The sequence below is a fragment of the Peribacillus deserti genome (assembly GCF_016909175.1).
GTDB lineage: Bacteria > Bacillota > Bacilli > Bacillales > DSM-1321 > Paraperibacillus > Paraperibacillus deserti.
In genome coordinates, this window is record NZ_JAFBFI010000025.1 from 1 (window position 1) to 25,826 (window position 25,826).

General features: G+C 40.4%; 21 protein-coding genes, 1 tRNA gene and 1 rRNA gene. 18 read left to right on the top strand and 5 right to left on the bottom strand.

The genetic code is table 11. The features are described 5' to 3' along the window. From rrf to tsaD, 6 genes are all read left to right on the top strand, one after another. Positions 1 to 94, top strand: a 5S ribosomal RNA gene (rrf, locus tag JOC77_RS18895); the annotation flags it as partial. Between the two features lie 27 nt (positions 95 to 121). Next, positions 122 to 195, top strand: a tRNA-Met gene (locus JOC77_RS18900). 172 nt (positions 196 to 367) lie between these two features. Beyond that, positions 368 to 820 carry a tRNA (adenosine(37)-N6)-threonylcarbamoyltransferase complex ATPase subunit type 1 TsaE gene (tsaE, locus tag JOC77_RS18905; RefSeq protein WP_204547008.1) on the top strand — a complete coding sequence of 151 codons (453 nt, stop codon included), beginning with the start codon at positions 368 to 370 and terminating at the stop codon, positions 818 to 820. Then, the gene (tsaB, locus tag JOC77_RS18910) at positions 817 to 1,515 is read left to right on the top strand and encodes a tRNA (adenosine(37)-N6)-threonylcarbamoyltransferase complex dimerization subunit type 1 TsaB (RefSeq protein WP_204547020.1); all 699 of its coding nucleotides are present in this window, start codon (positions 817 to 819) and stop codon (positions 1,513 to 1,515) included. Before tsaE ends, tsaB begins: the two co-directional genes overlap by 4 nt. 13 nt (positions 1,516 to 1,528) lie before the next feature. Next, the gene (rimI, locus tag JOC77_RS18915; RefSeq protein WP_204547031.1) at positions 1,529 to 1,981 is read left to right on the top strand and encodes a ribosomal protein S18-alanine N-acetyltransferase; all 453 of its coding nucleotides are present in this window, start codon (positions 1,529 to 1,531) and stop codon (positions 1,979 to 1,981) included. Continuing rightward, a complete protein-coding gene (tsaD, locus tag JOC77_RS18920; protein WP_204547045.1) occupies positions 1,978 to 2,985 on the top strand; it encodes a tRNA (adenosine(37)-N6)-threonylcarbamoyltransferase complex transferase subunit TsaD in 1,008 nt (335 codons plus the stop codon). Before rimI ends, tsaD begins: the two co-directional genes overlap by 4 nt. Before the next feature lie 277 nt (positions 2,986 to 3,262). Here tsaD and JOC77_RS18925 read toward each other — a convergent pair whose 3' ends face one another. Then, entirely contained in the window at positions 3,263 to 5,200 is a 1,938-nt protein-coding gene (locus JOC77_RS18925) for an ABC-F family ATP-binding cassette domain-containing protein (RefSeq protein WP_204547048.1), read from the bottom strand. A gap of 184 nt (positions 5,201 to 5,384) precedes the next feature. On the opposite strand from JOC77_RS18925, the gene moaC reads away from it, so the two are divergent. Both moaC and JOC77_RS18935 read left to right on the top strand, forming a co-directional pair. After that, the gene (moaC, locus tag JOC77_RS18930; protein WP_204547051.1) at positions 5,385 to 5,876 is read left to right on the top strand and encodes a cyclic pyranopterin monophosphate synthase MoaC; all 492 of its coding nucleotides are present in this window, start codon (positions 5,385 to 5,387) and stop codon (positions 5,874 to 5,876) included. Positions 5,877 to 5,917: 41 nt separating this feature from the next. After that, positions 5,918 to 6,574, top strand: a complete 657-nt coding sequence (locus tag JOC77_RS18935) for a redox-sensing transcriptional repressor Rex (protein ID WP_204547054.1) — start codon at positions 5,918 to 5,920, stop codon at positions 6,572 to 6,574. Between the two features lie 75 nt (positions 6,575 to 6,649). On the opposite strand, the gene JOC77_RS18940 is transcribed toward JOC77_RS18935, so the two are convergent. Together JOC77_RS18940 and JOC77_RS18945 are read right to left on the bottom strand one after the other, a co-directional pair. After that, positions 6,650 to 6,850 (bottom strand): YdiK family protein, encoded by a 201-nt coding sequence (locus tag JOC77_RS18940; protein ID WP_204547057.1) that lies wholly within the window; start codon positions 6,848 to 6,850, stop codon positions 6,650 to 6,652. Further along, entirely contained in the window at positions 6,847 to 7,581 is a 735-nt protein-coding gene (locus JOC77_RS18945; RefSeq protein WP_204547060.1) for a CPBP family intramembrane glutamic endopeptidase, read from the bottom strand. The genes JOC77_RS18940 and JOC77_RS18945 overlap by 4 nt, the downstream gene beginning before the upstream one ends. Positions 7,582 to 7,869: 288 nt before the next feature. Here JOC77_RS18945 and groES point away from each other — a divergent pair, with 288 nt between their 5' ends. The 10 genes from groES (at position 7,870) to essA (ending at position 23,298) form a co-directional block, all read left to right on the top strand. Next, a complete protein-coding gene (gene groES, locus JOC77_RS18950; protein WP_101640083.1) occupies positions 7,870 to 8,154 on the top strand; it encodes a co-chaperone GroES in 285 nt (94 codons plus the stop codon). 79 nt (positions 8,155 to 8,233) lie between these two features. Next, positions 8,234 to 9,871, top strand: coding sequence for a chaperonin GroEL (gene groL, locus JOC77_RS18955; RefSeq protein WP_204547063.1), 1,638 nt, complete (start codon positions 8,234 to 8,236; stop codon positions 9,869 to 9,871). A gap of 562 nt (positions 9,872 to 10,433) precedes the next feature. Continuing rightward, a complete protein-coding gene (locus tag JOC77_RS18960; protein ID WP_204547067.1) occupies positions 10,434 to 11,660 on the top strand; it encodes a multidrug effflux MFS transporter in 1,227 nt (408 codons plus the stop codon). A gap of 705 nt (positions 11,661 to 12,365) precedes the next feature. Continuing rightward, positions 12,366 to 12,794 (top strand): ASCH domain-containing protein, encoded by a 429-nt coding sequence (locus JOC77_RS18965; RefSeq protein ID WP_204547069.1) that lies wholly within the window; start codon positions 12,366 to 12,368, stop codon positions 12,792 to 12,794. A gap of 663 nt (positions 12,795 to 13,457) precedes the next feature. Continuing rightward, complete coding sequence (locus JOC77_RS18970) at positions 13,458 to 13,751, top strand: WXG100 family type VII secretion target (RefSeq protein ID WP_204547072.1); 294 nt, start codon at positions 13,458 to 13,460, stop codon at positions 13,749 to 13,751. A gap of 85 nt (positions 13,752 to 13,836) precedes the next feature. Further along, positions 13,837 to 14,076, top strand: a complete 240-nt coding sequence (yukD, locus tag JOC77_RS18975) for an ESX secretion system protein YukD (protein WP_204547150.1) — start codon at positions 13,837 to 13,839, stop codon at positions 14,074 to 14,076. 35 nt (positions 14,077 to 14,111) lie between these two features. Further along, positions 14,112 to 15,455 (top strand): type VII secretion protein EssB, encoded by a 1,344-nt coding sequence (gene essB, locus JOC77_RS18980; RefSeq protein ID WP_204547074.1) that lies wholly within the window; start codon positions 14,112 to 14,114, stop codon positions 15,453 to 15,455. A 37-nt stretch (positions 15,456 to 15,492) separates the two neighbouring features. Further along, on the top strand, positions 15,493 to 19,998 hold the full coding sequence (essC, locus tag JOC77_RS18985) for a type VII secretion protein EssC (RefSeq protein WP_204547077.1): 4,506 nt from the start codon (positions 15,493 to 15,495) through the stop codon (positions 19,996 to 19,998). A gap of 5 nt (positions 19,999 to 20,003) precedes the next feature. After that, entirely contained in the window at positions 20,004 to 22,823 is a 2,820-nt protein-coding gene (gene esaA, locus JOC77_RS18990; RefSeq protein WP_204547080.1) for a type VII secretion protein EsaA, read from the top strand. Next, positions 22,813 to 23,298 carry a type VII secretion protein EssA gene (gene essA / locus JOC77_RS18995; protein ID WP_204547084.1) on the top strand — a complete coding sequence of 162 codons (486 nt, stop codon included), beginning with the start codon at positions 22,813 to 22,815 and terminating at the stop codon, positions 23,296 to 23,298. Before esaA ends, essA begins: the two co-directional genes overlap by 11 nt. A 45-nt stretch (positions 23,299 to 23,343) precedes the next feature. Here essA and treR read toward each other — a convergent pair whose 3' ends face one another. Then, on the bottom strand, positions 23,344 to 24,054 hold the full coding sequence (treR, locus tag JOC77_RS19000) for a trehalose operon repressor (protein WP_204547087.1): 711 nt from the start codon (positions 24,052 to 24,054) through the stop codon (positions 23,344 to 23,346). A 26-nt stretch (positions 24,055 to 24,080) separates the two neighbouring features. After that, complete coding sequence (treC, locus tag JOC77_RS19005) at positions 24,081 to 25,754, bottom strand: alpha,alpha-phosphotrehalase (protein ID WP_204547090.1); 1,674 nt, start codon at positions 25,752 to 25,754, stop codon at positions 24,081 to 24,083. Positions 25,755 to 25,826 lie beyond the last annotated feature (72 nt).

The following is a 25,826-nucleotide window of genomic DNA, read 5'->3' on the forward strand; positions in this document are numbered from 1 at the left end:
CACACCCGTTCCCATCCCGAACACGGAAGTTAAGCTCTTTAGCGCCGATGGTAGTTGGGGGATCTCCCCCTGTGAGAGTAGGACGCTGCCAGGCTGGTTTAAATTTAATATTTCTTACCGTCGCGGGGTGGAGCAGTCTGGTAGCTCGTCGGGCTCATAACCCGAAGGTCGCAGGTTCAAATCCTGTCCCCGCAATCATTTTTCCAGAAAGCGAAACGAGGTTTCGCTTTTTTTATTTAATCAACAAGATGGTTTGTCTCTTTTCATTAAAATAAGGTAAACTACATATAACACTATTTTTCCTTAGGAAGGTGCTTCTCCTAAGGTTTTTTTATAGCAAGAGACTACTTTATAATCAGGTGACTATATGACATATGAAATAATTGCTAAAGATGTGGAAGAAACGACAGCCCTTGCTATTAAATTGGCAGGTAAATTACAGCCGGGTGATGTACTAGCCCTTGAAGGGGATCTTGGGGCTGGCAAGACTGCTTTTACTAAGGGTATAGCCAAGGGGTTAGGAATAACTAGGAATGTTAATAGTCCTACCTTTACCATCATTAAAGAATATAAAGGGCGCTTGCCTTTGTACCATATGGACGTGTATCGTATGGAAGATCAGGAAGAAGATTTGGGATTTGATGAGTATTTCACGGGAGGGGGAGTTACCATTGTAGAATGGGCCCACCTTATTAAAAATCAGCTCCCCGCAGAACTATTGCTTATTCACATTTACCATCACACAAATGATTCAAGACGCTTTGTGTTTTCGCCAGCCGGGGAAAGATATGAAGATTTATGCAAGGAGATTTTCAAATGAAAGTATTAGCTATTGATACATCTAACTATGTTATGGGTATTGCCTTAATAGAAGAGGATAAAGTCCTCGGTGAATATATCACGAACTTGCAGAAAAACCATTCGGTTCGAGTTATGCCCTGTATTGAAGCATTATTGAAGGAATGTAATGTGAATCCCTCCGAGCTCGATAAAATTGTGGTTGCTAAAGGCCCGGGTTCATATACTGGAGTACGAATTGGTGTTACCATCGCAAAAACGCTTGCATGGACACTGAAGATCCCATTAGCGGGGGTTTCGAGTCTTGAAGCACTAGCCGCTAATGGCCGCTTTTTTAATGGCTATATCTCTCCCTTATTTGATGCTCGGCGGGGCCAGGTTTATACAGGACTTTATGAATATAGGGGTGGAATTCTTGAAGCTGTTCAAGAAGACCGCAATATTCTGCTCACCGATTGGGCTGAGGCTTTAAAAGTAATGAAAAGACCGGTGTTATTTTTAGGAAACGATGTATCACTTCATCAAGAATCTCTAAAAGAAATCTTAGGAGAACATTCTGTTTTTGGATCGGTTTCTTTACATAGTCCCCGTCCAAATGAGTTAGCTTTCCTTGGGTTAACAAAGCCTGATGATGATATTCATAAATTTGTTCCAAATTATATTCGTCTCGCTGAAGCAGAAACCAAATGGCTAGAGCAGCAAAATAATTCATTATAAGGAAGAGAGTAAAATGGGGAATACTTTAACTTATCGATTAATGAATATTGGAGATATTGATCAGGTATTAGAGGTTGAGCACCTCTGTTTTTCTCTCCCCTGGAGCAGGGAAGCATTTATAAACGAACTGGTCAATAACAAATATGCTGTCTATCTTGTCCTAGAAGAACAAAGTAGAATTATTGGTTATTGTGGTGCCTGGGTCGTGCTGGATGAAGCTCATATCACAAATATCGCCATATTGCCGGAATTCCGCGGCCGAAATTTAGGTGAGGCATTATTAGTAAAATTAATTCAAACTGTGAAAAGCATGGGGGCACTATCTGTGACTCTCGAAGTGAGAGTCAGTAATATAGCTGCGCAGTCTCTATACAAAAAACTAGGATTTCAAAATGGCGGAATAAGAAAGAGCTACTATACAGATAATTATGAAGATGCATTAGTAATGTGGGTGAATTTAAGATGAAGGATCAATTGATATTAGGTATTGAGACCAGCTGTGATGAAACGGCTGTAGCCGTTGTGAGAAATGGAAGAGATATTCTTGCTAATGTTGTGGCTTCACAAATAGAAAGCCATAAACGCTTTGGGGGAGTAGTCCCAGAGATTGCCTCAAGACATCATGTTGAAGAAATTACATTTGTGATAGAAGAAGCCCTTAGACAGGCAGGCATTGATTATAATGATATTACAGCGATTGCGGTAACAGAAGGACCAGGGCTCGTTGGTGCGTTATTGATAGGGGTGAATGCGGCAAAGGCACTTTCATTTGCCCATAATATTCCTCTAATAGGGGTTCATCATATTTCCGGACATATATATGCTAACCGGCTCATCACCGAATTAAAGTTTCCTCTGCTTGCTCTTGTTGTGTCAGGCGGCCATACAGAATTAGTATATATGAAAGAACATGCTTCTTTTGAAGTCATTGGCGAAACCAGGGATGATGCAGCTGGAGAAGCGTATGATAAGGTGGCCAGGACATTAAATATGCCATACCCGGGTGGTCCGCATATTGACCGGTTAGCTCAAGAGGGCGAACCTGTCATTAAACTTCCAAGATCGTGGCTTGAGGAAGGTTCTTATGATTTTAGCTTTAGCGGCCTTAAGTCTGCTGTTATTAATACATTGCATAATGCGGAACAACGCGGAGATCACATTAATCCTGCTGATTTGGCTGCAAGCTTCCAGGAGAGCGTTATAGATGTTTTAGTAACAAAGGCACTTAGAGCAGCGAAAGAATATAACGTGACGCAAGTCTTGCTTGCTGGCGGAGTAGCAGCAAACAAAGGGCTGAGGGCAGCTCTCACGTCTGCTTTTGTGGATATACCAGAAATTGAACTGGTCATCCCCCCTTTATATTTATGTACAGACAACGCTGCGATGATAGCTGCAGTGGGAAGTGTTCTTTATGAAAAAGGCAAAAGGGCTGATTTAGCTTTAAATGCTAATCCGGGTTTAGAAATGTAATAAAAAATGGGTCTCCTGCTTCTAGAGGAGATCCATTTTTTTATTTAAAGTATGTACATAGTTTTCAAAAAATTTTGTGTATAACTTTTTGGGTATGTTAGTTTTGCATGTTAATAACTGTGTATATTGTGGATAACTGACTTATTTAATGTGGATAATGTGGAAAAGTGTGTTGATAGCTGATGTATCATCAGTTGTACTGTGGATAAAATTGTGAATAAAATAATGTTTATTTAGCTGCCTGCAAATAAAAAACCGGAGTACACACTCCGGCTTCTTAACTTTCTAATAATTGCTCTTCGATTTCAGCCCATTCTTCTAACAACTCATCGAGCTCTCTCTTTGCAGACTCAAGTTTTAAATTGATCTCTAAAACTTTTTCATGGTTTTGAAAAACTAGCGGATCACAAAGCTGGTCATTATAATCCCGAATTTGAGGCTCCAAGACTTCAATTGCTCCCTCAATTTCTTCTAGCCTTCTTCTTCTCTGACGCTCAATCTTCTTAGCTTCTTTATCTATTTTATGAGCCGTTTTAAGCGGCTTTGATTCCGCAGATTCAGCAGCAGGCTGTCTGCCTTCTAATGCGGCTATTTCCTGCTGTTCCTGCTTTTTGACCATAAAATAGTCATAGTCGCCTAGATATTCTTCAGCACCATTCTTTGACAGCTCAATCACTTTTGAAGCAATCCTGTTTATGAAATACCTGTCATGCGATACGAATAAAATGGTCCCCGGATAATCCACCAAAGCATTTTCTAATACAATCTTGCTGTCCAGGTCCAAGTGGTTCGTAGGCTCGTCCAAAATTAAAAGATTAGCTTTTTCCATCATCAGCTTGGCCAGCGCCAGGCGCGCTTTCTCGCCGCCGCTCAAGGTGGAAACGGGTTTTAGTACATCATCGCCTGAAAATAAGAAGTTGCCCAGCACTGTCCGAATATCTTTTTCGTTTTCACCTGGATACTCATCCCATAACTCATTGAGTACTCTTTTATTGGATTTAAGATTTGCCTGGTTTTGATCATAGTAGCCTATTTTTACATTCGTTCCTATTTGGAATGAACCGCCTAGGGCAGGCATTGCACGAATGATGGTCTTCAGCAATGTGGATTTCCCTATTCCGTTCGGTCCCACAAGGGCAATGCTGTCACCCTTTGCGATTCTAAACGAGATATCTTGAGAAACAGGTTCATGTTCATAGCCGATTGCCAGGCTGGAAATATTCAGGACTTCATTACCGCTTGGCCGTTCGATATCAAATCTAAAAGAAGCTGATTTTTCATCACCCTGCGGCCGGTCCATGACCTGAATTTTATCAAGCTGTTTTCTTCGGCTTTGAGCTCGTTTCGTGGTAGAGGCTCTGGCAATATTTTTCTGAACAAAATCTTTCAGTTTCTCAATTTCATCCTGCTGCTTTTCATATTGCTTGATTTCGCGCTCATAATCTTCCGCCTTATATACCAGATACTGCGAGTAATTACCGTTATATTTCTTAATGGAGGTTCTTGAAATTTCATAAACTAGATTGACCACTTTATCTAAGAAATAACGGTCATGGGATACAATTAATACAGATCCCGAGTAACCTTGCAGATATTGTTCGAGCCAGGTTAATGTCTCTATATCTAAATGGTTTGTCGGTTCATCCAGTATGAGGATATTCGGCTTTGTTAACAACAGTTTTCCGAGGGCAAGCCTTGTTTTTTGCCCTCCGCTTAAAGTGGATATTTTTGTGCCAGGGTCAAATTTAGAAAACTGGAGACCGTGCAGGATGGAACGAATATCTGCTTCATATTGATAACCGCCCATTTCTTTAAACTGAATCTGGGCTATATCGTATTCTTTTAGAATTTTTTGGTACAAGGCGTCATTATTATAGGTTTCAGGATCGGCCATGCTCGATTCCAGCCTTCGCAGCTCTTTTTCAAGCTTTTGAAGAGGTTCGAATACAGTAAGCATTTCCTCCCAGATGGAAAGAGAGGATTCCAGTCCTGTATCCTGGGCTAAGTACCCAATCGTTACATCTTTCGGTTTGATGATTTCTCCGCTATCATAAGATAAAAAACCTGCTATAATCTTTAAGAGAGTGGATTTACCTGCACCATTTCTTCCTACTAGTGCCACTCTGTCCCGATTTTGAATTTCGAGTTTAATATTTGAAAGAGCGACTTCAGCTCCATAGTATTTAGTCAATGCATTTACCTGAAGTAAGATCATTGTTTTCACCTCAATATACCGTTAGTTTACCTTATTTTTTACTAAAGGGGAAAACATAAGATAGGTAATAGGAATTAATATCTTTCCTTATCATAACACTGGAAAAAATCTTTGTGATATAGTTAACAAAACGTCATACCCAGATGTTAATAAATAGTGTATCATCGAATGAGAGGCGATTATTTTGGGAGAACTTACACATTTCAATGAGCAGGGGCGGGCACGTATGGTGGATGTCAGCCATAAGCCAGAGACCGTACGCACGGCGATTGCTCAATCAAGCGTTCTTATAAATCAGGAAATCTATACAAAAATAGAAAAGCGTGAATTAAAAAAAGGTGATGTTCTTTCAGTGGCACAGGTAGCAGGAATAATGGCGGCCAAAAGTACCTCCAGCATTATACCGATGTGCCATCCTATACCTCTGAACGGCATTGACATTTCTTTTAGATGGGAACCTAAAGAGGACGCATATGAACTATTGATCACTGGTTCTGTTAAAACTAAGGGAAATACTGGTGTGGAAATGGAAGCGCTGACAGCTGTGACGGCTGCAGCTTTGACTGTATATGATATGTGCAAAGCCCTGGATAAAGGGATGGTTATTGGCCCCACTTTTCTTGTGGAAAAGACAGGTGGAGTGTCGAGCAAGGATTTTACAAGGGAAAGTCTTTAGAAGTAAAAGTAACAAAGAATAAATGAAGAGGGGAAACAGCTATGGCTCAAGAACCAGTTAAGATACCTCAGGCTACTGCAAGAAGGCTGCCGCTTTATTACCGGTTTTTAAATAACTTGCATTCTCAGGGAAAGCAGAGAGTTTCTTCTGCCGAACTTAGTGAAGCAGTTAAAGTCGATTCGGCGACGATTCGAAGAGATTTCTCCTATTTTGGCGCGTTAGGAAAAAAAGGATATGGATACAATGTAAATTATCTGCTAGGTTTTTTCCGGAAGACCCTTGACCAGGATGAACTAACAAAGGTTGCACTTATTGGGGTAGGTAATCTGGGAACAGCATTTCTTAATTATAACTTCTTAAAAAATAACAATACAAAGATTGAAATTGGATTTGATGTAGATGAGAGCAAGGTCGGAACTACTATAGGTGATGTTCCTATCTATCATATGGATGAGCTTCAAGAGAAGCTGGTCGAACAGGGGATAACAGTGGCTATACTGACGGTACCGGCTCCCGTTGCCCAGCCGATCACCGATTCGCTGGTAGAAGCCAATATCAAAGGGCTGTTAAATTTCACACCTGCACGTTTAAATGTTCCTAAGACCATCAGGGTCCATCACATTGACCTCGCTGTCGAACTGCAATCATTTGTGTATTTCCTAAAACATTATCCAATAACTGAAAAAGAATTAATATAATAAAAAGGGAGCCATTTCTTTAAAATGATGACTCCCTTTTTTCACATTTAGGGGGCAAGACAAAAAGGCCCCAATCTATTTTGTTATTTTCTTTAATTTAAAGTATAAGGCAAACATCCTTATTGCTGATGCAAAGTCCAGCGTTGCCAGAAAGACAAGAAAGTAAGAGAAAAAACCCCATCCTGTCTGTGAGACATTCTTTATAGCGAAAACCGTAAATAAAATACCAAGTCCTAAATATATGACTGCCATTAATAATGGCGATTGCTTTCTCATAGTATTCCTCCTATAAAGCCTTGAGCCTTCTCTGCATCGATCATCATTTTTTCAATATCATCTTTATAAACAGTCTGAACAATAACGACTAGTGTATTCATGGAAACATGGGCGACAATCGGAACGATAATCCTCTTCGTTCTTACATATAAAAATGCAAACGAAAACCCCATTGCTGAATATAAAAGCAGGTGAGCCGGTTCACCATGCACCAGGCCAAAAATGACCGAGCTGATCAGGGCTGAAATGATAAAATTAAATTTTTTGTATAAGCCCCCAAAGATAATTTTACGGAAAACAATTTCTTCAAGAATGGGGCCGACTATGGAACTAACCACAATGACCAGAGGAACGGCTTCAATCAGCTGAATGATCTGCTGTGTGTTATCAGATCCTGCTTCGATGCCGATCAGCCTTTCAATGTTGCCTGCAAGGGCCTGTGCAAATAACGATAAAAACACGCCGCCAATTGCCCAAAGAATAGAGGCTGAAACAGGTGCGGCTTCCCGCGCATACATATTTTGTTTCATATCCTTACGAAGCAGCAGCAAAATGATAATCAATGCTGCCATAAAACTGACAACAATCCAGTAGGCTCCAGCGGTTAAACTGGTCCTCTCAGCGGTCAGACCTGCGCTTTGTTGAATAAATCCTATTATAGGAACGCCAATTAAGCCTGAAAGCTGCATGGCAACATATACAATAATGACAAGCCAGTACTCTCTTTTCAATATATAATCTCCTTTGCCTGACTTTTTTCCGGCTTCATATAAAGGCCATTTTACTAACTGATTACAGGTTGTTCAAATATTTAAGACTGAGCGTGTACTAATATGACTATACTATATTAGTCTTAATCTGGTAATGAAAGAAATTTTATCCCTGAGATGAAAATTTTTTGGGTTCCTGCTTGCAAAAATGATTGGTTTTATTTAATATAATAATTGGTGTTAGCACTCTAAGTCGATGAGTGCTAATCAATCAAATCTTACTTATTGAATTTGAGGAGGTTGTTTCAATTGTTAAGACCATTAGGTGATCGCGTAGTAATTGAACTTGTTCAATCTGAAGAAAAAACTGCCAGCGGTATCGTATTGCCGGATACTGCAAAAGAAAAGCCTTCAGAGGGAAAAGTTGTATCTGTCGGAACAGGACGTGTTCTTGATAACGGTGAAAAAGTCGCTTTAGAGGTTTCAGAAGGCGATCGAATCATCTTCTCAAAGTATGCTGGAACTGAAGTGAAATACGAAGGCAATGAATACTTAATTCTTCGCGAAAGTGATATTTTAGCTGTTATTGGTTAATTCATTTTCCATAAAACATACTTAGATTTAGTTTATGTTTAATACTTACTTTTTATAATTTCAGGGAGGTAATGAAACAATGGCTAAAGATATTAAATTTAGTGAAGACGCTCGCCGCTCCATGCTGCGCGGGGTAGACGCTCTTGCAAATGCTGTAAAAGTAACACTTGGACCAAAAGGACGCAACGTGGTTCTTGAGAAGAAATTCGGTTCACCGCTTATCACTAATGACGGTGTAACCATTGCAAAAGAAATTGAATTAGAAGATGCATTCGAAAACATGGGTGCAAAATTAGTTGCTGAAGTTGCAAGCAAAACGAATGATGTTGCTGGTGATGGTACAACAACTGCTACTGTGCTAGCGCAGGCTATGATCCGCGAAGGCTTGAAAAACGTAACAGCTGGTGCAAACCCAATGGGTATCCGCAAAGGGATTGAAAAAGCTGTAACTGTAGCAATTGAAGAGCTGAAAGCTATTTCTAAGCCGATTGAAAGCAAAGCTTCTATCGCACAGGTTGCCGCTATCTCTGCTGCAGACGATGAAGTAGGACAATTGATTGCTGAAGCTATGGAGCGCGTTGGAAACGACGGTGTCATCACAATTGAAGAGTCTAAAGGATTCACTACTGAATTGAACGTTGTAGAAGGTATGCAATTCGATCGTGGATATGCTTCTCCATATATGGTCACTGATTCTGATAAAATGGAAGCAGTTCTAGATAACCCATACATCTTAATCACTGACAAGAAAATTGCAAGCATTCAGGAAATCCTGCCAGTTCTTGAGCAGGTTGTACAGCAAGGTAAACCATTGCTATTGATTGCAGAAGATGTTGAAGGTGAAGCTCTTGCAACGCTTGTTGTAAACAAACTTCGCGGAACATTTAATGCAGTAGCTGTTAAAGCTCCTGGCTTTGGTGACCGCCGTAAGGCTATGCTTGAAGACATCGCTGCATTAACTGGCGGTGAAGTAATCACTGAAGAGCTGGGCCGTGACCTTAAATCTGCTTCTCTTGAATCTCTTGGCCGCGCTGCTAAAGTTGTGGTTTCTAAAGAAAACACAACAATCGTTGAAGGTGCTGGAGACAGCGCACAAATTTCTGGCCGCGTAAACCAAATTCGTGTTCAATTAGAAGAAACTACTTCTGAATTTGACCGTGAAAAATTGCAGGAGCGTCTTGCTAAGTTAGCAGGAGGAGTTGCAGTTATCAAAGTTGGTGCTGCTACTGAAACTGAACTTAAAGAGCGCAAGCTCCGCATTGAAGATGCTTTAAACTCTACACGTGCGGCAGTTGAAGAAGGTATCGTTGCCGGCGGTGGTACAGCACTTCTAAACGTATATAACAGAATCGCAAGCATTGAAGCAGAAGGCGATATCGCAACTGGTGTGAATATTGTTCTTCGCGCAATCGAAGAGCCAGTTCGCCAAATCGCTCACAATGCAGGCCTTGAAGGCTCTGTAATCGTAGAACGCCTAAAACGCGAAGAAGTTGGAACAGGCTTCAACGCTGCTACTGGCCAATGGGTGAACATGATCGAATCAGGTATCGTCGATCCTACAAAAGTAACTCGTTATGCGCTACAAAATGCAGCATCTGTTGCAGCTATGTTCTTAACAACTGAAGCTGTAGTTGCTGACAAACCAGAAGAAAATGCTGGCGGCATGCCTGATATGGGCGGCATGGGCGGCATGGGTGGAATGGGCGGCATGATGTAATCATCCGCTCGTAATCCCAGTAACAATGGGGTTTGTAGACCTTTATATACTTTGAAAGAAGCCTAGGGGTAACAATCGGGTAACATTTTCTTAAATAAGGGTCTAAAATTAGAGGTTTTCCATGAGTTCTTTGAACTTTTGGGAAGCCTCTTTTTTCATCTCTTTTGTACATGTAAATAAACATTTTTTGTTGTGGATTCACCCTTATGTCCTAAACGTTCCATGATTTGTGGGAGAATGCACAATCCGACTAGACAATTACATATAGATGAAATTGAGATTTATGAAGAATGCCTAGTTAGAATAGAGAAATAGGGTGGATTGTGGCTGCTTCGGCAGCCTTTAATTTTGTTCTTTTATATACAAAAAAGAACCACAAAAACTTTCGATAATTTCACAACTGGGATTCTATGAGGCGCTGGCGCTTTTCTTATGTGATATTTAAATGTTTACCAACAGGCAAGTTTCCAGTTATAATGAAGGATGTTAAATTTCGGTTCTCGAAACATTTGTGTTTACTTATTGAGAATGAAAAAATTAAATAAAGAAAGGCGAGAGCAACTTGGATAAATCTAACGGAAAGAAACGACTGCAGCTTGCTGTACTTTTAGGATCTCTGGGAATTTTGGGTCCTTTTACAATCGATACGTATTTGCCGTCCTTTCCTACCATTGTAAAAGATTATCATACGACCGCTTCACTCGTTCAGATTAGTTTGACATCCTGCTTATTGGGTCTTGGTTTAGGACAATTAGTCATTGGTCCATTAAGTGATGTGAAGGGACGCCGGAAACCTTTGTTGTTTTTCCTTGGTTTATACATCCTGGCATCCCTTACATGCTCATTTTCACCCAATATCTATTTCCTTATTGGGTGCCGATTTGTGCAGGGGTTCGCAGCGTCAGGTGGAATTGTCATATCAAGGGCAATCGTAAGGGACCATTATAGCGGTAAGGAACTGACAAAGTTTTTTTCTCTAATGGTGTTAGTAGGGAACCTCGGACCAATCCTTGCCCCGATTGCCGGAGGAGCGATCCTTGCTTTTAACGATTGGAATTGGGTTTTTATTGCACTGGCATGTATTGGAATCATATTGATCTTTACCGTTTCATATAAGTTAAAAGAGACGCTGCCAACTGAAAGGCGTGTCCCGAGTAATTTGCCTTATGTATTGAGCAATTTTGGCACATTATTTAAAAATAAAGAGTTCATGGGCTATGCATTAACTCAGGGGTTTATCACTGCCGGTATTTTTGCCTACGTTTCTGGTATTCCGTTTGTCTATCAGAATGTTTACGGAGTGAATCCCCAACAATTTAGTCTTTTGTTTGGGGTCAATGGGGTGGCTTTAATCATTGGGAGTCAGTCAGTCGGCCGCTTAACCGACACCATTTCGGAAGGGACTTTCCTGAAAATAGGTCTGGCCCTTGCGAATGTATCAGGTTTATGTTTATTGATTGCACTCTTACTAAAAGCCCCACTTATCGGTGTCGCTATCCCGGTTTTCTTCTTTATATCATCCATTAGTATAATCGGAACGACGTCTTTCACCTTGGCCATTCAGTCACAAGGGCATATGGCGGGCAGCGCTTCTGCCTTATTGGGGGTATTGCCTTTTGTCATGGGCTCTCTATCTGCCCCACTTGTAGGGATTGGCGGAGCCTACACAGGAGTTCCGATGGCCGCCGTCATTTTTGGCGCCAGCGTTTTGGCTTTCCTTTGTTATTTCATCCTGGTAAGAAAAACCAAAGCCCAGGAGACGCTTCGGATGGTCAATCGGAAAGCTTGAAAAATATGAAAGGATAGGATTTTATACTGGTATATTCTAAAAAACCGCATGAAATATTTATGTATCCTGTTGAATCAGGGGCATAAACGTATACTAAAAAAGGATAGAAAGGAGCATTTCATTGCTGCTCATCTATCCTTTTATTTTTTATTACATTAAAATTGACCTTTTGTGTCCTCCTATATGTCCTCCGATGTTTTATATCCCATTTAAAATATTTATGTCGAACTTTTAAAAATGTTGATTTAAAGTCTTTTTTAATATACTATTTCGGGAAATCCCGTGACCTCTTTAATCTTGCTATACTAAGGTTTAATGGGGGGAATTAAATCATTCCGCCCATTCATTTTCATATATAGTGCCCTCCTTTTTGACCCCTATTAAAATCACTCATCTTGTATCAGTGCACGGAATCGGTGTGCATCATTTTCGATTACTCTATTTGTGTTGTGTAATTATACGGTGGGAAGCTGTCTTGTGGCCGCTGTGTTCCGATTTTCCCATAATCCGTTCTAGTTGAAGCCGGCTTCAACTAGTAAAGAAGTATACGTGTGTCGGTGACAATGAGGGGCTTGATGTTGATAAGCCGGACAATTTTAAAGATAGTGCATTTATCTGTAATGCTATACTCTGCCAATGCTCATAATATTCTGCTGCATGTATAATCTATAATAAAAGTTACTTTCCTATCTGGAGGCCGGTGGAATGAAGGTTTTATCAATGATTCAGCCCTGGGCAAGTCTTTTTGTCCTTAGAGAGGCTCAATATGAAACAAGGACATGGAGAACGAATTATCGTGGGCCGCTGGCGATTCATACGAGTAAAAAAATAGATAAGCCAGTGTGCAGGGAATTGGCGATCCGGGCGCTGCTCTATAGGCATGGATACACTGAAGAGAATCTTCCAACTGGGATGATCATTGCTGTATGCGAGCTTAAAAATTGTTTTAAGGTAATTGAAAATAACGGAACTTGGGCAATTTTAGAAGATGGACGAATAGTGTCAGACCTGGACTATTTTTTAGGAGACTTTACAGTTGGGAACTATGCTTGGGAAGTTCAAGATATGCAGATGCTGAATACATTTATTCCAGCAAAAGGAAAGCTTGGATTATGGGAGCATGCTTTATCATAATGAATAAAAGAGCGAAAACCCTGGTGCAAAAAAAAGTATTAGACCCTATGATGACAAGAGTCAGTATGATGACTGTTGGTTCTCGAATTATGTCACTTTGGACAGGCTAGAAAATAAAAGAATGGAGTTCTAATTACCTCCGTAAAATAACACAATGTTTATGTTTATCGAATGTAACTAATGACGCCTCCTTACAGGCTGCCAGACGTTTTTTTCATACCTCAGTTTTATCGGTATGGTCTTTATCCACTTCTGAATCCAATCCGTAACGAAATGTAAAGGCGAGCTTTCCAAGTATCCGCTGGCTTCAGAATTAGTGCTGTCCTTTCAGTCCATTATCCTGACCACAAAGAACCCCTATTCAATACATCTTCCTTACTCATGCTTCCCGCCATTAAATTAAGGCATGAATTTTGGTACAGCCCATCAGCGGACCCCCTTAAATTAAAAGTAGCAATATTGGTAAATTATGTTTAATAGTATGTTTGTCTGGGTATTAGGACGTAGACGGTAAGTAGCGGAAAAAGTAATTGAAATACCAGAAAGATAATTCAATCTGGGTCTAAAATACTGTTTTTGCTATTTTGAATGAATATGATTGGTGAGTAATTAACCAATAAATTACAATTAATATGAATAATTTATTAAGGAGTGGATTGGACTATGTCAGGTAATATCAGATTAACCCCTGAAGAGCTGCGTGGAGTTGCAAGGCAGTACCAAACAGAGAGCAGTAATGTTCAAGAATTAGTATCCAGACTTGATAACATGAGCAGTCATTTACAAGAAATTTGGGAAGGTGCATCGAGCCAGGCTTTCGCTGAGCAGTATCAGCAGTTAAGACCTTCATTTGAAAAAATGATGACTCTTCTTGGTGAAGTTTCTCAGCAGCTTAACAGTTCAGCTAATGTACTTGAGGATACTGATCAGCAAATCGCAAGCCAGATCCGCGGATAATAACTATAATCTAAGTAACGTAGAAAGGAGCCCGTAAATCTGCTTTTAGATTATGGCGCTCCTTTCTTTGATAGAGGTGAGGGCAATATACATACAAGTAACCATTGATCTGAAAAATTACACAGGTGACGTTTTTGATCTGCAGCTCTCCAATTATCTATCGATTAAGAAAGTCATTGATATTGTATGGCAGGTGCAGAAAGTGTCGCTAAAGCCCAGGGAAGGATATTGGGTCAGAGTTCAAAATAAGGATGTTGTGGTCCAAGGATACGGCTCTCTCCAGGAGAACGGCATTACGAATGGAGACCGGATTGAGATATTATAGAAGCCTCAAAGCTTTTTAACAAGGAGTTTAGTGAAATGGAAGGTAAAAAAACGTCCTATTTGGAAGAACAAACAGAAGCTGAAATCACACATCAAGACGGCAGCTATGTTTTTGTTTTTCAGCGGTCTAAGGTTAAGCTTCAGGACCAGCTGGAAATTTACTTTCTTCAAGAGTTTGATGCTTCTTTGAAGAAAGAGATGGAGGTAACGGAAGACGAAGTAATGATAAAAGTCGCTGCTCCTCCTGAGTTTTTGACATTCCATGATATCCGTAAAAAAAATAAACTGGCCAGGCTTTTCTTTGCCCATCAGCTTGTAAAAAAGGCAGCCCATCATGAATGGCCCAGGCTGAATATGATTGTAAGCCCGGATAATATAGTCTCAGATCCGAGTTTGACTCCATATTTCCTTCATTATGGTGTGAAGGAAAGCCTCCCGCCGTATGAAAAAGATCAAGAACGTCTTTTAAAGGAAGTGAAAGCAGCAGCTGCTGCCGCTGTCGACGGACAGTATACGTTCAATGAGTATCTCCAATACTATCAGACTCTTAAATTATCAAGTCTTTCTAAAGAAATAATGGCAAAAGGCAGCTTTGAAGAGCTGTTATCCTTCTTGGAAGAATCGATAAACGGAGTCGAAAAACAAGAGAGTACATATGCACATATACCACAAAGGAAGTGGAATATAAACCGCTATTCGCTGATAGGCGCTGCGATCCTTTTAATTCCGGCTATTATTTATGTATTTTATTCATTTCTTGTTGCGCAGCCAAAACAAGAAGCCTATGTAAAGAGCGGAGAATTATTTTTAGAAGAAAAATACAGCGAAGTTATTGAAGAGCTGGACAAGTATGATCCGGATGATATGCCTTATGTGGTTCAATATGAACTGGCTTCCTCCTTTGTGAAAAATGAAAAGCTGGGGGACGACCAGCGCAATGCAGTTAACAATCTGATCACCCTTCAGACGGATCCCCAATATTTTCTATATTGGATATACATCGGAAGAGGGATGAATGAAGAAGCAGTTGATATAGCACGATCCCTGGAATTTAGAGATTTAGTGATCTATGGACTTTTAAAATATAAAGAAGATGTGAAAGCAGATGAAGAACTTTCTGGCGAAGAAAAGCAAAAGGAATTAGATGCAATTGAGCAGGAAGTGAAAGAATATGAGCAGGATGTTGAAGAACAAAAAAAGCTTGAAGAAGAACAGAAAAAAATAGAGGAAGAATCACAGGCAGGCCTCGAGATGCAGGAAGAGGCAGAAACACAGGCTGCTGCAGCAAAGAAAGCCGTACAAATGCCGGCTCCAGCACAGGAAACGAAAACGGAACAAACAAAAGAAAAAACCAAAGCTATACCTAAGGGTGCGGAGTAATAGACGCTAACAATAGCGGTATAGGAGATGAACTTTAGTGGGTCTATTATGGATCTTTTATGAAGAATCGTATCAGCAGTTTATATTTAAGAATGAGGTACAGGGATCTATATCTATTGGAAACACTGGAAAAAGCTCAATTTGTATTCAAAGTTTAAAGGCAGAAAGCGGATCTATTGAACTTAAGCCAGAGATGAGTGAAGGTTTGTTTTCTGCTTTTTATAAGGGAGAACAGCTCGGACTCATCAAAGCCGGCACCCCGGTCACTTTTTTTATTGAAGGGCTGGCAGTCAGTTTCTTTTTAGAGCTGCAAACGCTGTCTGAATATACTTATTACATTGGGGACAAATCACAGATTGTCTTTTCAACAGAAGAGGGTGCAGATCTATATAAAGAAGGGTCATGGCCCTTTCAAAAAGGCGGGGGCCAATCATCCTTATTCAAGAGATATGGAAAATGGCATGTTACGGCAGCTGTAGAAGATGATGTATATCTGAATGGCATTAAACTAGCGGGAACAGCCGAGTTCCATTTAGGAGATTTGCTGTTTTGGCCGCTGACGACCATCTCGTTGTTAGAGCAGGACCTTCTGGCTGTTAAGACAGCGGAACCATTCGAAGCGCATCTGCCGAGGACGCTGCCGCCTATTTCTGAAATGAAGAAGAATTATCCTGGATACAGAAGGACACCGCGGTTGGTCTATGAACTGCCTGATAACAAGGTAAGCATATCTTTTCCATCTCAGGAAGGGGAAGACAATCAGAGGGGATTATGGATGATCATTCTGCCTCCCCTTTTAATGCTTCTGATTATGGGAATTATTGCGCTCATACAGCCTAGAGGATTATTTATCTTAATATCTATCGTGATGTTTGGGACAACGATGGTGACTTCTACAGTCCAATATTTTAAAGATAAGAAGAACCGCAAGGAGCGCAGGAAAAAACGCAAGGAATTGTACACCAAATATTTGGAGCAGAAACGGGCAGAACTTCAGAGTTTAAAAGAAGAACAGACTAAGGTACTAAACTATCATTTTCCTGACTTTGAGAGAATGAAGTATTTAACAGAAAACATAAGTGACCGAATCTGGGAGAGATCTTTTGAAAGTAATGATTTTCTGCATGTTCGCGCAGGGAGGGCGGATGTACCATCCAGTTATCAGGTGGCGGCTTCCAGCTCCGATGTAGCGAATAGAGAAATAGATGACCTGCTGGAGCAGTCCCAAGAGATGGTGGCTGTCTATAAGAAGGTTGAAGCGGTCCCGCTTCCGATAGACTTATCCTCTGGAGCCATTGGGTTTGTCGGCAAAGACTCTATCGTAAAAAAAGAGCTTCAGCAAATCGTCGGGCAGCTTGCTTTTTTACATAGCTATCATGAAATACGCTTTGTGGCTGTTTTTAAGAAAGAGGAATATAAGGACTGGGAATGGATGAAGTGGCTTCCGCATTTTCAGATGCCCCATTCATATGCCAAAGGCCTGGTTTATGATGAGCAGACTCGCGACCAGCTGCTTTCTTCTCTTTATCAAATCCTCAGGAGCAGAGATCTTGAAGAGGATAAAGAAAAAGTGCGGCATATTCCTCATTTTATATTTGTTGTTACCAATCCTGGCCTTATTGCTGAACATGTTATTCTTGAATATTTAGAAGGAAGCCAAAATCATATTGGACTAACTTCTTTATTTGCAGCAGATTCAAAAGAGAGCCTGACCGAAGGAATTCACACTGTTATTAAATATATCAATGAACGTGAAGGTGAAATATTAATTCAGCATAATAAAGCGGATCATACTTTATTCGAATTAGATTTTCACACGAATGAAGGAAATGAGCGTTTTTCAAGACGCCTGAGATCCCTGGACCATCAAAAAGGAATGAATAACTCCATCCCTGATATGGTGTCTTATTTGCAGCTGCATGGTGTTAAGGATGCAGGAGAATTGCCTATTGAAACTAATTGGCTTAAAAATAAGTCCTCACAGTCCCTTGCCGTGCCAATCGGCCTAAAAGGAAAGAAGGACATTGTGGAATTGAATCTTCATGAAAAAGCGCATGGCCCGCATGGATTAATTGCTGGTACAACCGGTTCGGGTAAAAGTGAGCTGCTTCAAACTTATATATTGTCACTGGCAACTTATTTCCATCCCCATGAAGTCGGATTCTTGTTAATTGACTACAAAGGCGGAGGGATGGCACAGCCCTTTAAAAATATGCCCCATCTTCTGGGAACCATTACGAATATACAGGGAAGCAAAAATTTCAGCACAAGGGCTTTAGCATCCATAAAGAGCGAACTCAAAAAACGACAGCGGCTGTTTGACACATACGAGGTTAATCATATTAATGATTACACAGAGTTGTATAAGGAAGGGAAAGCCAAAGAGCCTCTCCCTCATTTATTTTTAATCTCAGATGAGTTTGCTGAACTAAAAAGTGAAGAGCCTGAATTCATTAGGGAACTGGTAAGTGCGGCACGCATAGGACGAAGCCTGGGGGTTCACCTCATCCTTGCGACTCAAAAGCCTGGCGGAATTATTGACAACCAAATCTGGAGTAATGCCCGCTTTAGGATTGCCTTAAAAGTTCAAGATGATAACGATAGCAAAGAGATTATTAAAAATGGGGATGCCGCCAATATTACGCTGACAGGAAGGGGCTATCTTCAAGTCGGCAATAATGAAGTGTATGATTTGTTTCAGTCGGCATGGAGCGGCGCACCTTATATGGAGGATACCTACGGTGCCGAGGATGAGGTGGCGTTTGTAACGGATTTAGGATTAATCCAGATTTCGGATATATCAACACAAAATATTGAAGGCAGAAAGCAAAAGCTGACAGAGATTGAGGCGGTTGTGGGGGAAATTATTAAGGTGCAGGAAAAAATGGAGATCCAGAAGCTTTCAAGCCCATGGCTGCCGCCGCTGGAAACACGTTTAGCACTGAGCTATCAGCAGCGGGATCCATACCGATTTAAGATTGGATTAAAAGACGAACCAGAGAAACAAAGTCAATCGCCTTATGAATTCCATTTAATAGAGGATGGCAATATCGGGATTTTTGGATCATCAGGGTATGGAAAATCCACGACCATCTTAACCATGCTCATGAGTTTTGCTTCTCGGTACAGCCCTGAAGAACTTCATTACTATATTTTTGATTTTGGAAACAGCGCCTTGCTTCCGCTGCGCCAACTTTCGCATACTGCCGATTATTTCCGTTTTGATGAACATAGGAAGATAGAGAAATTCCTTCACATCATTAAAACAGAAAATGAACATCGAAAACAGCTGTTCTTAGAAGCTGAAGTCAGCAATCTGAAGATGTATAACTCCAAAACCAAAGATAAAGATCCATTGCCTCTGTTGTTTATAGCTGTTGATAATTTTGATCTTATTAAAGAGGAAATGCAGGATATAGAGAATCAGTTTACTCAAATTGCAAGAGACGGGCAGTCATTAGGAATTTTCATGATTATTACAGCTACAAGAATCAACTCGATACGCCAGCCATTAATGAATAACCTAAAAACAAAAATTATTCATTACTTAATGGACAGTTCAGAAAAGTACTCTTTGTTTGGAAGAACAACGTATGAGATTGAAGCAGTGCCTGGCAGAGCTTTAATAAAAGAGGATCAAACTTACTTAACACAAATATTTATGCCGGCAGATGGAAAGGATGATTTTCAAGTCCTTGAAAATCTGAGGCAGCACATAACAGCGCTTAATAAGAAGAATATTGAAGCCCAGAAACCAAAAGCTGTTCCAATGCTTCCAGCCCACTTAAGCCTCGAAACGTTACACGGCTTATATGCTGTGCAAAAGCAGGATGGCCTGATTCCAATCGGTTTAGATGAGGAGAGGGTTCAGCCTGTTTACATGGATCTAAAGGTAAACCGGCATTATCTTGTGGTGGGGCAGTCAAGGAAGGGTAAAACAAATAGCTTAAAAGTAATGCTAGATGCCCTATTAGTCCAGAATGTTGAAGGCATCTGCATTTTCGATGCAATTGATAGAGGCTTGTCTTCTTATGCATCGCAAGAAAGAGTACGATATCTAGACTCAAGAGAACATATTACAGAATGGCTTATTTCTATGGATGAATTGTTTGAAGCAAGAAATCATGAATATTTGCAGAGCATCCAAGAAAACAGGCCGCATGAACTTTCTTTCACGCCGGTCGTCATGATGATAGACAGTATATCGAGATTTCAGCAGACGGTGGATGCGAAAATCCAGGAGAAGCTTACAGGATATATAAAGCATTACAGCCATCTCGGATTTAGTATGATTGCCTCAGGAAATGCAAATGAATTCACAAAAGGCTTTGATTCTCTAACGAGTGAATTAAAGCAGATGAGACATGCTATCCTATTAATGAAAAAGTCCGAACAGAGCATGTTTGCTCTTCCTTTCTCTAGAAAAGAGGAAGAAATTGAGCCGGGCTTTGGGTATTATGTGGAAAATGGCAGGGAGTGTAAAATACAGATTCCTAATGTAATAGAAAGCCGTATTCCAAAAGTAAAAGAAAAGAGCAGGTGAAAGAGATGTCAGGAAAATTAAAGGGTCTCAAAATCATTGCCGCCATGCTGGTCATACTAGTGATGCCCAGCTTGTTTTTCACTTATATTGGGCATGAACCCTTAAAAGAACAAAATGAAGCAAGCCGGCATATTGCTGTAGTGAATGATGATATCGGTTCAGAATTTGATGAAAAACCTGTTAATTTCGGCCAAGAAATATCCCCGGCCTTAGAAAAAGACTCCGATTACCAGTGGGAGGTTGTATCCCGGAGCACTGCAGAAAAGGGGTTGGTTACACAGCAATATGATGCGGTGGTTTATTTTCCCTCGGACTTTTCTAAAAATATATTAACCTTTAATGACGAATCTCCGATGAAGGCGTCGGTCAGGTATAATGTTCAAACCAACCTAGACGCAAAGAATAAGGAAAAGGTTCAAAAAGAACTTGAAATAACCAAAGGGAAGATGAATAAATATATTTCTACTCTTTATTGGAGTGTAGTATCACAGACAGTTGATGATATTCGCCAAAAGTTTGACAATATACTAGAAAAAGAGATTGCATTCCAGGATACTATTTATTCTTTCTACAATCCAAATTCCGGTAAGCTCGCTGAAGAAATTGATCAGCAGCGAAAAATGATTAAGGATTTGTTTGCGGCTACAAAAGATGCAGGAAAAGCATCATCGGAGTCGATAGCAGATTTCAGGAACAATAAAGAAGAGGTGGCTGCTTTTATTGAAGCGGTAAACCAGTACAAGGAATACCAGGAAAAACAAAATGAACTTTTTCTGCTGACAGCCGCAGAAAACCAGCAAATACTGGAAGACAGCCTGGGCAGATATGAAACCATGTTAAATGAAGGAGTTCAATCTATTACAGCAAGGCAAATGGCAGCGAACCCAGAATTTGAGACGGATGACGCTATGCTAAAGGAAAAAGTAGCAAGTCTTAAAACAAAAATTACTGAGAGCAATGAAAAGCTTAATAAACTTTCGGCATCTATTCAGGATTCTACTGTTGATGAACAATTTGAAAGACTTGCCTCGATCCAAAGGGATCTGGTTATCGAGTATAAACAGAAATCAAGTACGGCTGCGATTGAAAATGTTCAGCAAAAAATCATCCCAGCCAGGCAAAAACTGCAATCCCCTTCTGAAGATCCCGCTATTCCTCCTGGAGCTCCAGCGCCTGGAATAGAAACTGGGAATGCGGATGCAGCCCTGACCATCATTAATAATGCTAAAAACCAGGCAGAACAGTTAAAAACCAAGCTTGATGCGGACACAGAAAAACCAGAAAATCTTAAAGTTATTGCCGATGCACTTGGGCAAATCAAGGCTGAAGTTGAAAAGGCTGAAGAACAGGTAAAAGTGCAGGCTGCCAAAAATCAAGAAATTCAGCAGGCGTACAAGGCTATGGCTGAGCAAATGCAAAACGTAAATCAAGATCCCAAGAATGCAGAGGATATGGCTATTGGAAAGATACAAGAAAAGGAAAATGCCATTCTTCAATCGCAGTTAATGCCTGAAGCCAGCAAGCAGGCATTAGCTCCTTACTTTAGTACAGCCATTCAAAATAAAAATATGAATGACCTTCTTACGTACTATGCTTACTTAACAGAATACGAAGCTTTCCTTCAGCGTTCAGCTGATTCTGATGAAGAACTGATCGACAACATTATGAAGAACCAGGAAAAGTCAGATGAAGCTAGAAAAGCATTCGCTGTATTGAAGGGAGAGACTAGTTATTTTAATGATATTCAGGATGGTTTAACCTCTTCCGTCGAAGATGTCAGCAAACTGGAGGGAGATTATATCTCTTATGCTGAAAAGGTTGATCTTTTTATAGAGAAGTATGGTACTTACATTACTGAGGAGCAGTCCGCCATTCTTTCAGATTTGGAAACGATACAGTACAATGCAGCCGGAGTGACTGAAACCTTGAGGGAAGATTATAAGCCAGTTGAATCAGAACCGCCGGCGGTCCAAGATCCGCAGGGTGAGATGTTTTTAACATTGCAGGATAGTGCGTCCGGTGACTTAGAACAAATATCAGGATTAATCACTTCCCTTTCTGAGCGCCAGGATCATATCGAGAACTATACGAATACTTTGCAGCAAAAAGTGGGCTCCGTTCAAGGAAGAGCAGACCAATTAAACAGTACATGGGCTGCAAATGTTGACTCTACGAAAAAAGTAAAATCAGATGTGTACGGGCTGTTAAATAACACTCTTGTGGATGATCAGCAAAATGGATATGTATATGATTATCTGGCTAATCCTGTAAAAGTGGATGGAGAAATTGCAGCTGCTAAAACAGTAAATATGCCTCCAATTATTATGCTGATCATAATTCTGCTGTGCGGATTGCTTATTGGATTTTTCTTATATCACTATTCCAAGCTTCCACTGCTGGTACACCTATCCTTATTTTTGCTGCTGAATACAGCGGTAGGATTAATTATCAGTATCTACGGACTTAATTTATATCCATTAGAGGATACTCAAGCTATTAAATGGACTGTTTTCACCATATTATTACTGCTTGCATGTGCAAGCTTTGTCCGATTTGCGTTTTATATCGGCCCGTTTATTGGATGGATTCTTGGAGCAGGGCTGATTTTATTCTTTATCACACCAATGCTCGACATGGTACTGCCAAACTTTGAAATCAGCCATCCGATTTCAAATGTTTACTTATCTATTCAATACGGTGATCAGGCTGCATTTTATCCAGCCGCTGGTGTGCTATTGTTCATGACTATTGTATTAACAGCTATTCCTTATATTAGACATTCATGGTACCTGAGGAAGCAGAGGCAGCTTGCTCATGAAGCTTAAAGCTGCGGCGAAAATATCTTTTCTGCTTGCTTTACTGGTAATGTTTTATAGCCCATGGACTGGGGCGGCGGATAATAATGTTCAAGTGGAGCCGAATACGTACAAGGAAAAGGATATTGAACTTCAGACGGAATATTTTCATGAGGATGCCCTTTTAAAGGAGAAAGAACAGCTTTCAGAAGAACAAAAGATGCTTACCTTCAAAAGGCATGAGCAGGAGTTATACAATCAGATCAAAGGGAAGCTTTTTCTAGAGACAGAAAATAAAACAACTACGGTAAGCGCCAAAGCCAAAAAGCTGAATTTATTTTCGGGTCAGAGCATGAGCCGTCCAGATGAGGCTCAAGCATCCGAAAGAGATGAGGAAGGGGTATCCAGCTACCTTCCTTTGGTGTTAGGCTTTATTCTTGCTTTGTGTATTCTTTACATGTTTTTCATCCTTGTTCCTAAAATGACTCATACATCCAGGAATTAAAAAAACCCGTGAAACTTGAATTTCTTCATGTTTCACGGGTTTCTATTATTTTCTTCGAGCGAAATCGACAAATCGGAACTTATCTGGCCGATGTCTTGATTCGGTATATTGAAAGAGCCTGGCATCATCAAGGTACACATAGTTTTTAACCACCACAATATTGGTAAACCCCTTGAGATTTAAATAGGTTTTATCCTCTTCGTTAGGCTCTTCCACCGTTATTTCCTTTTTGGCAAAGGAAATCGAAAGACCGAGCTCTGACTCAATATATTCGTATATGGAGTTCTGGCAAATTTCCTTTGTTAAATCTGGCACAATTTCTTCATTTAGAAAATCTTTATCTAATATGATTTTCTCCCGGTCGATTTCTCTCACACGAAAAACCTGCCATACTTGCTGCCCGGCAGTCAGCCTCATGTTTTCCATGATTTCGGGGTGTGGCAAAATACGTTCAAGCTTTACTACTTCTGTTCTGGCTCGATGCCCCATTTTCTGTGCTAATTCTTTAAAGCTGACGAGCCCGGATACTGGGAAATTGAACTTGCTTATATCCAGTACAATGGACCCTTTGCCTTGTACTTTATGAATGTAGCCATCCTCCGAGAGCATTTTAAGAGCTTTCCGGATAGTTTCCCGTGAAGTGTCATAGAGTTCTGTCAGCTCATTTTCTGACGGAAGAAGGGAACCTGCCCGTAATTCATCATTTTGTATCTTTTGCGCCAGGTCGTCGTATACCCTGGTAAATTTATTTATCAATGTACATCACCCGTGTCATTTTAACATTATTTTACCAGATGATAAACTACGGATTCATACGGACGAAGCTTCAGTTCATTTGTGAGATCCTGTGATTCCTGGTAGTTAGAAATAATGATAGAGGATCCGCCGGCGCCTTTGTATTCGGGAATTTCAATTGTAACTTCCTCATTAAAGAAATTATTTAATACCAGCAGTTCTTCATTATTGTACGTTCTCTTATAAGCAAACACCTGTGGATGATCAGCCAGAAGGAGTTCATAGTCGCCGAAAGTAATAATATCCAGCTCTTTGCGAAGCTTAATTAGCTTTTGGTAGTGATAGAAGATGGAACCCGGATCCTTTAAAGCTTGTTCAGCGTTAATCGTTTTGTAATTGTCTGCTACTCCAATCCAAGGGGTTCCATCGGTAAAGCCAGCCTGGTGACCGCCTGTCCATTGAACAGGAGTACGGGAATTATCACGTGAACGGCTTTTAATAATTTCCATAATGGTTTCCTGCGGAAGTCCCTGTGCTTTCAGTATTTCAAAATAATTTAGAGTTTCGACATCGCGGTATTCTTCGATGGTATTAAATTTAGGATCGGTCATGCCAATTTCTTCTCCCTGGTAAACATAGGGAGTTCCCTGCATCATATGAATGACTGTAGCCAGCATTTTAGCTGATTCATTATGATATTCACTGTCATTTCCATAGCGGGTCACTATTCTTGGCTGATCATGGTTGCACCAGAAAAGGGCATTCCAGCCGCCGCCTTTATTCATTTCAATCTGCCACTTGGATAAAATCTTTTTAAGGGCGAGGAAATCAAAGTCTGAAAGCGCCCATTTCTCGCCATTAGGGTAATCGACTTTTAGATGATGGAAATTAAAGGTCATGCTTAATTCCTGGTTTTTCGGGTTCGTATATTGAATGCAGTGATCAATGGTTGTGGAAGACATTTCACCCACTGTCATGCTGTCATACTTAGAAAAAACTTCAGTGTTCATTTCATGGATATACTCATGAACCCTTGGTCCGTCCGTATAAAATTTTCTGCCGTCTCCCGGAGGAACTGTGCCATCATCATCTGGGAATTCCTGATTTTTAGAGATGAGATTAATGACGTCTAATCTAAAGCCATCCACCCCTTTTTCAAACCAAAAACGCATCATGTCATATACCTTTTTGCGGAGTTCTTCATTTTCCCAGTTCAAATCAGCCTGGGTTACATCGAATAAATGCAAGTAGTACTGGCCGGTTTTTTCGTCAAGTTTCCACGCAGAGCCTCCAAATTTAGAGATCCAGTTTGTAGGTTCTTTGCCATCCACAGAATCCCGCCAGATATAGTAATCGCGGTAAGGGCTGTCTTTTGAAGATTTGGCCTCCAAAAACCATTCATGCTCAGTAGATGTATGGTTCACAACAATATCCATAATTATTTTTATTTCGCGGTTATGTGCTTCACTTAGCAATTCATCAAAGTCCGCCATTGTCCCATATTCATCATGGATCGTATAGTAATCGCTAATATCGTACCCATTATCATTTTGAGGAGATTTAAACGGAGGCGTCAGCCATAATACATCCACACCTAATTCCTTCAGATAATCAAGCTTTTCAATAATACCCTGTAAATCGCCCACGCCGCTCCCAGTCGTATCCTTAAAACTCTTCGGATAAATTTGATAAACCGTTGACTTTCTCCACCATTCCTGCAAATCAGGACACCTCCAAAGGGAAATACGGGTCAGTCCCTATTTCCCAAGCTAATTTTACTTATTTATCAAGCG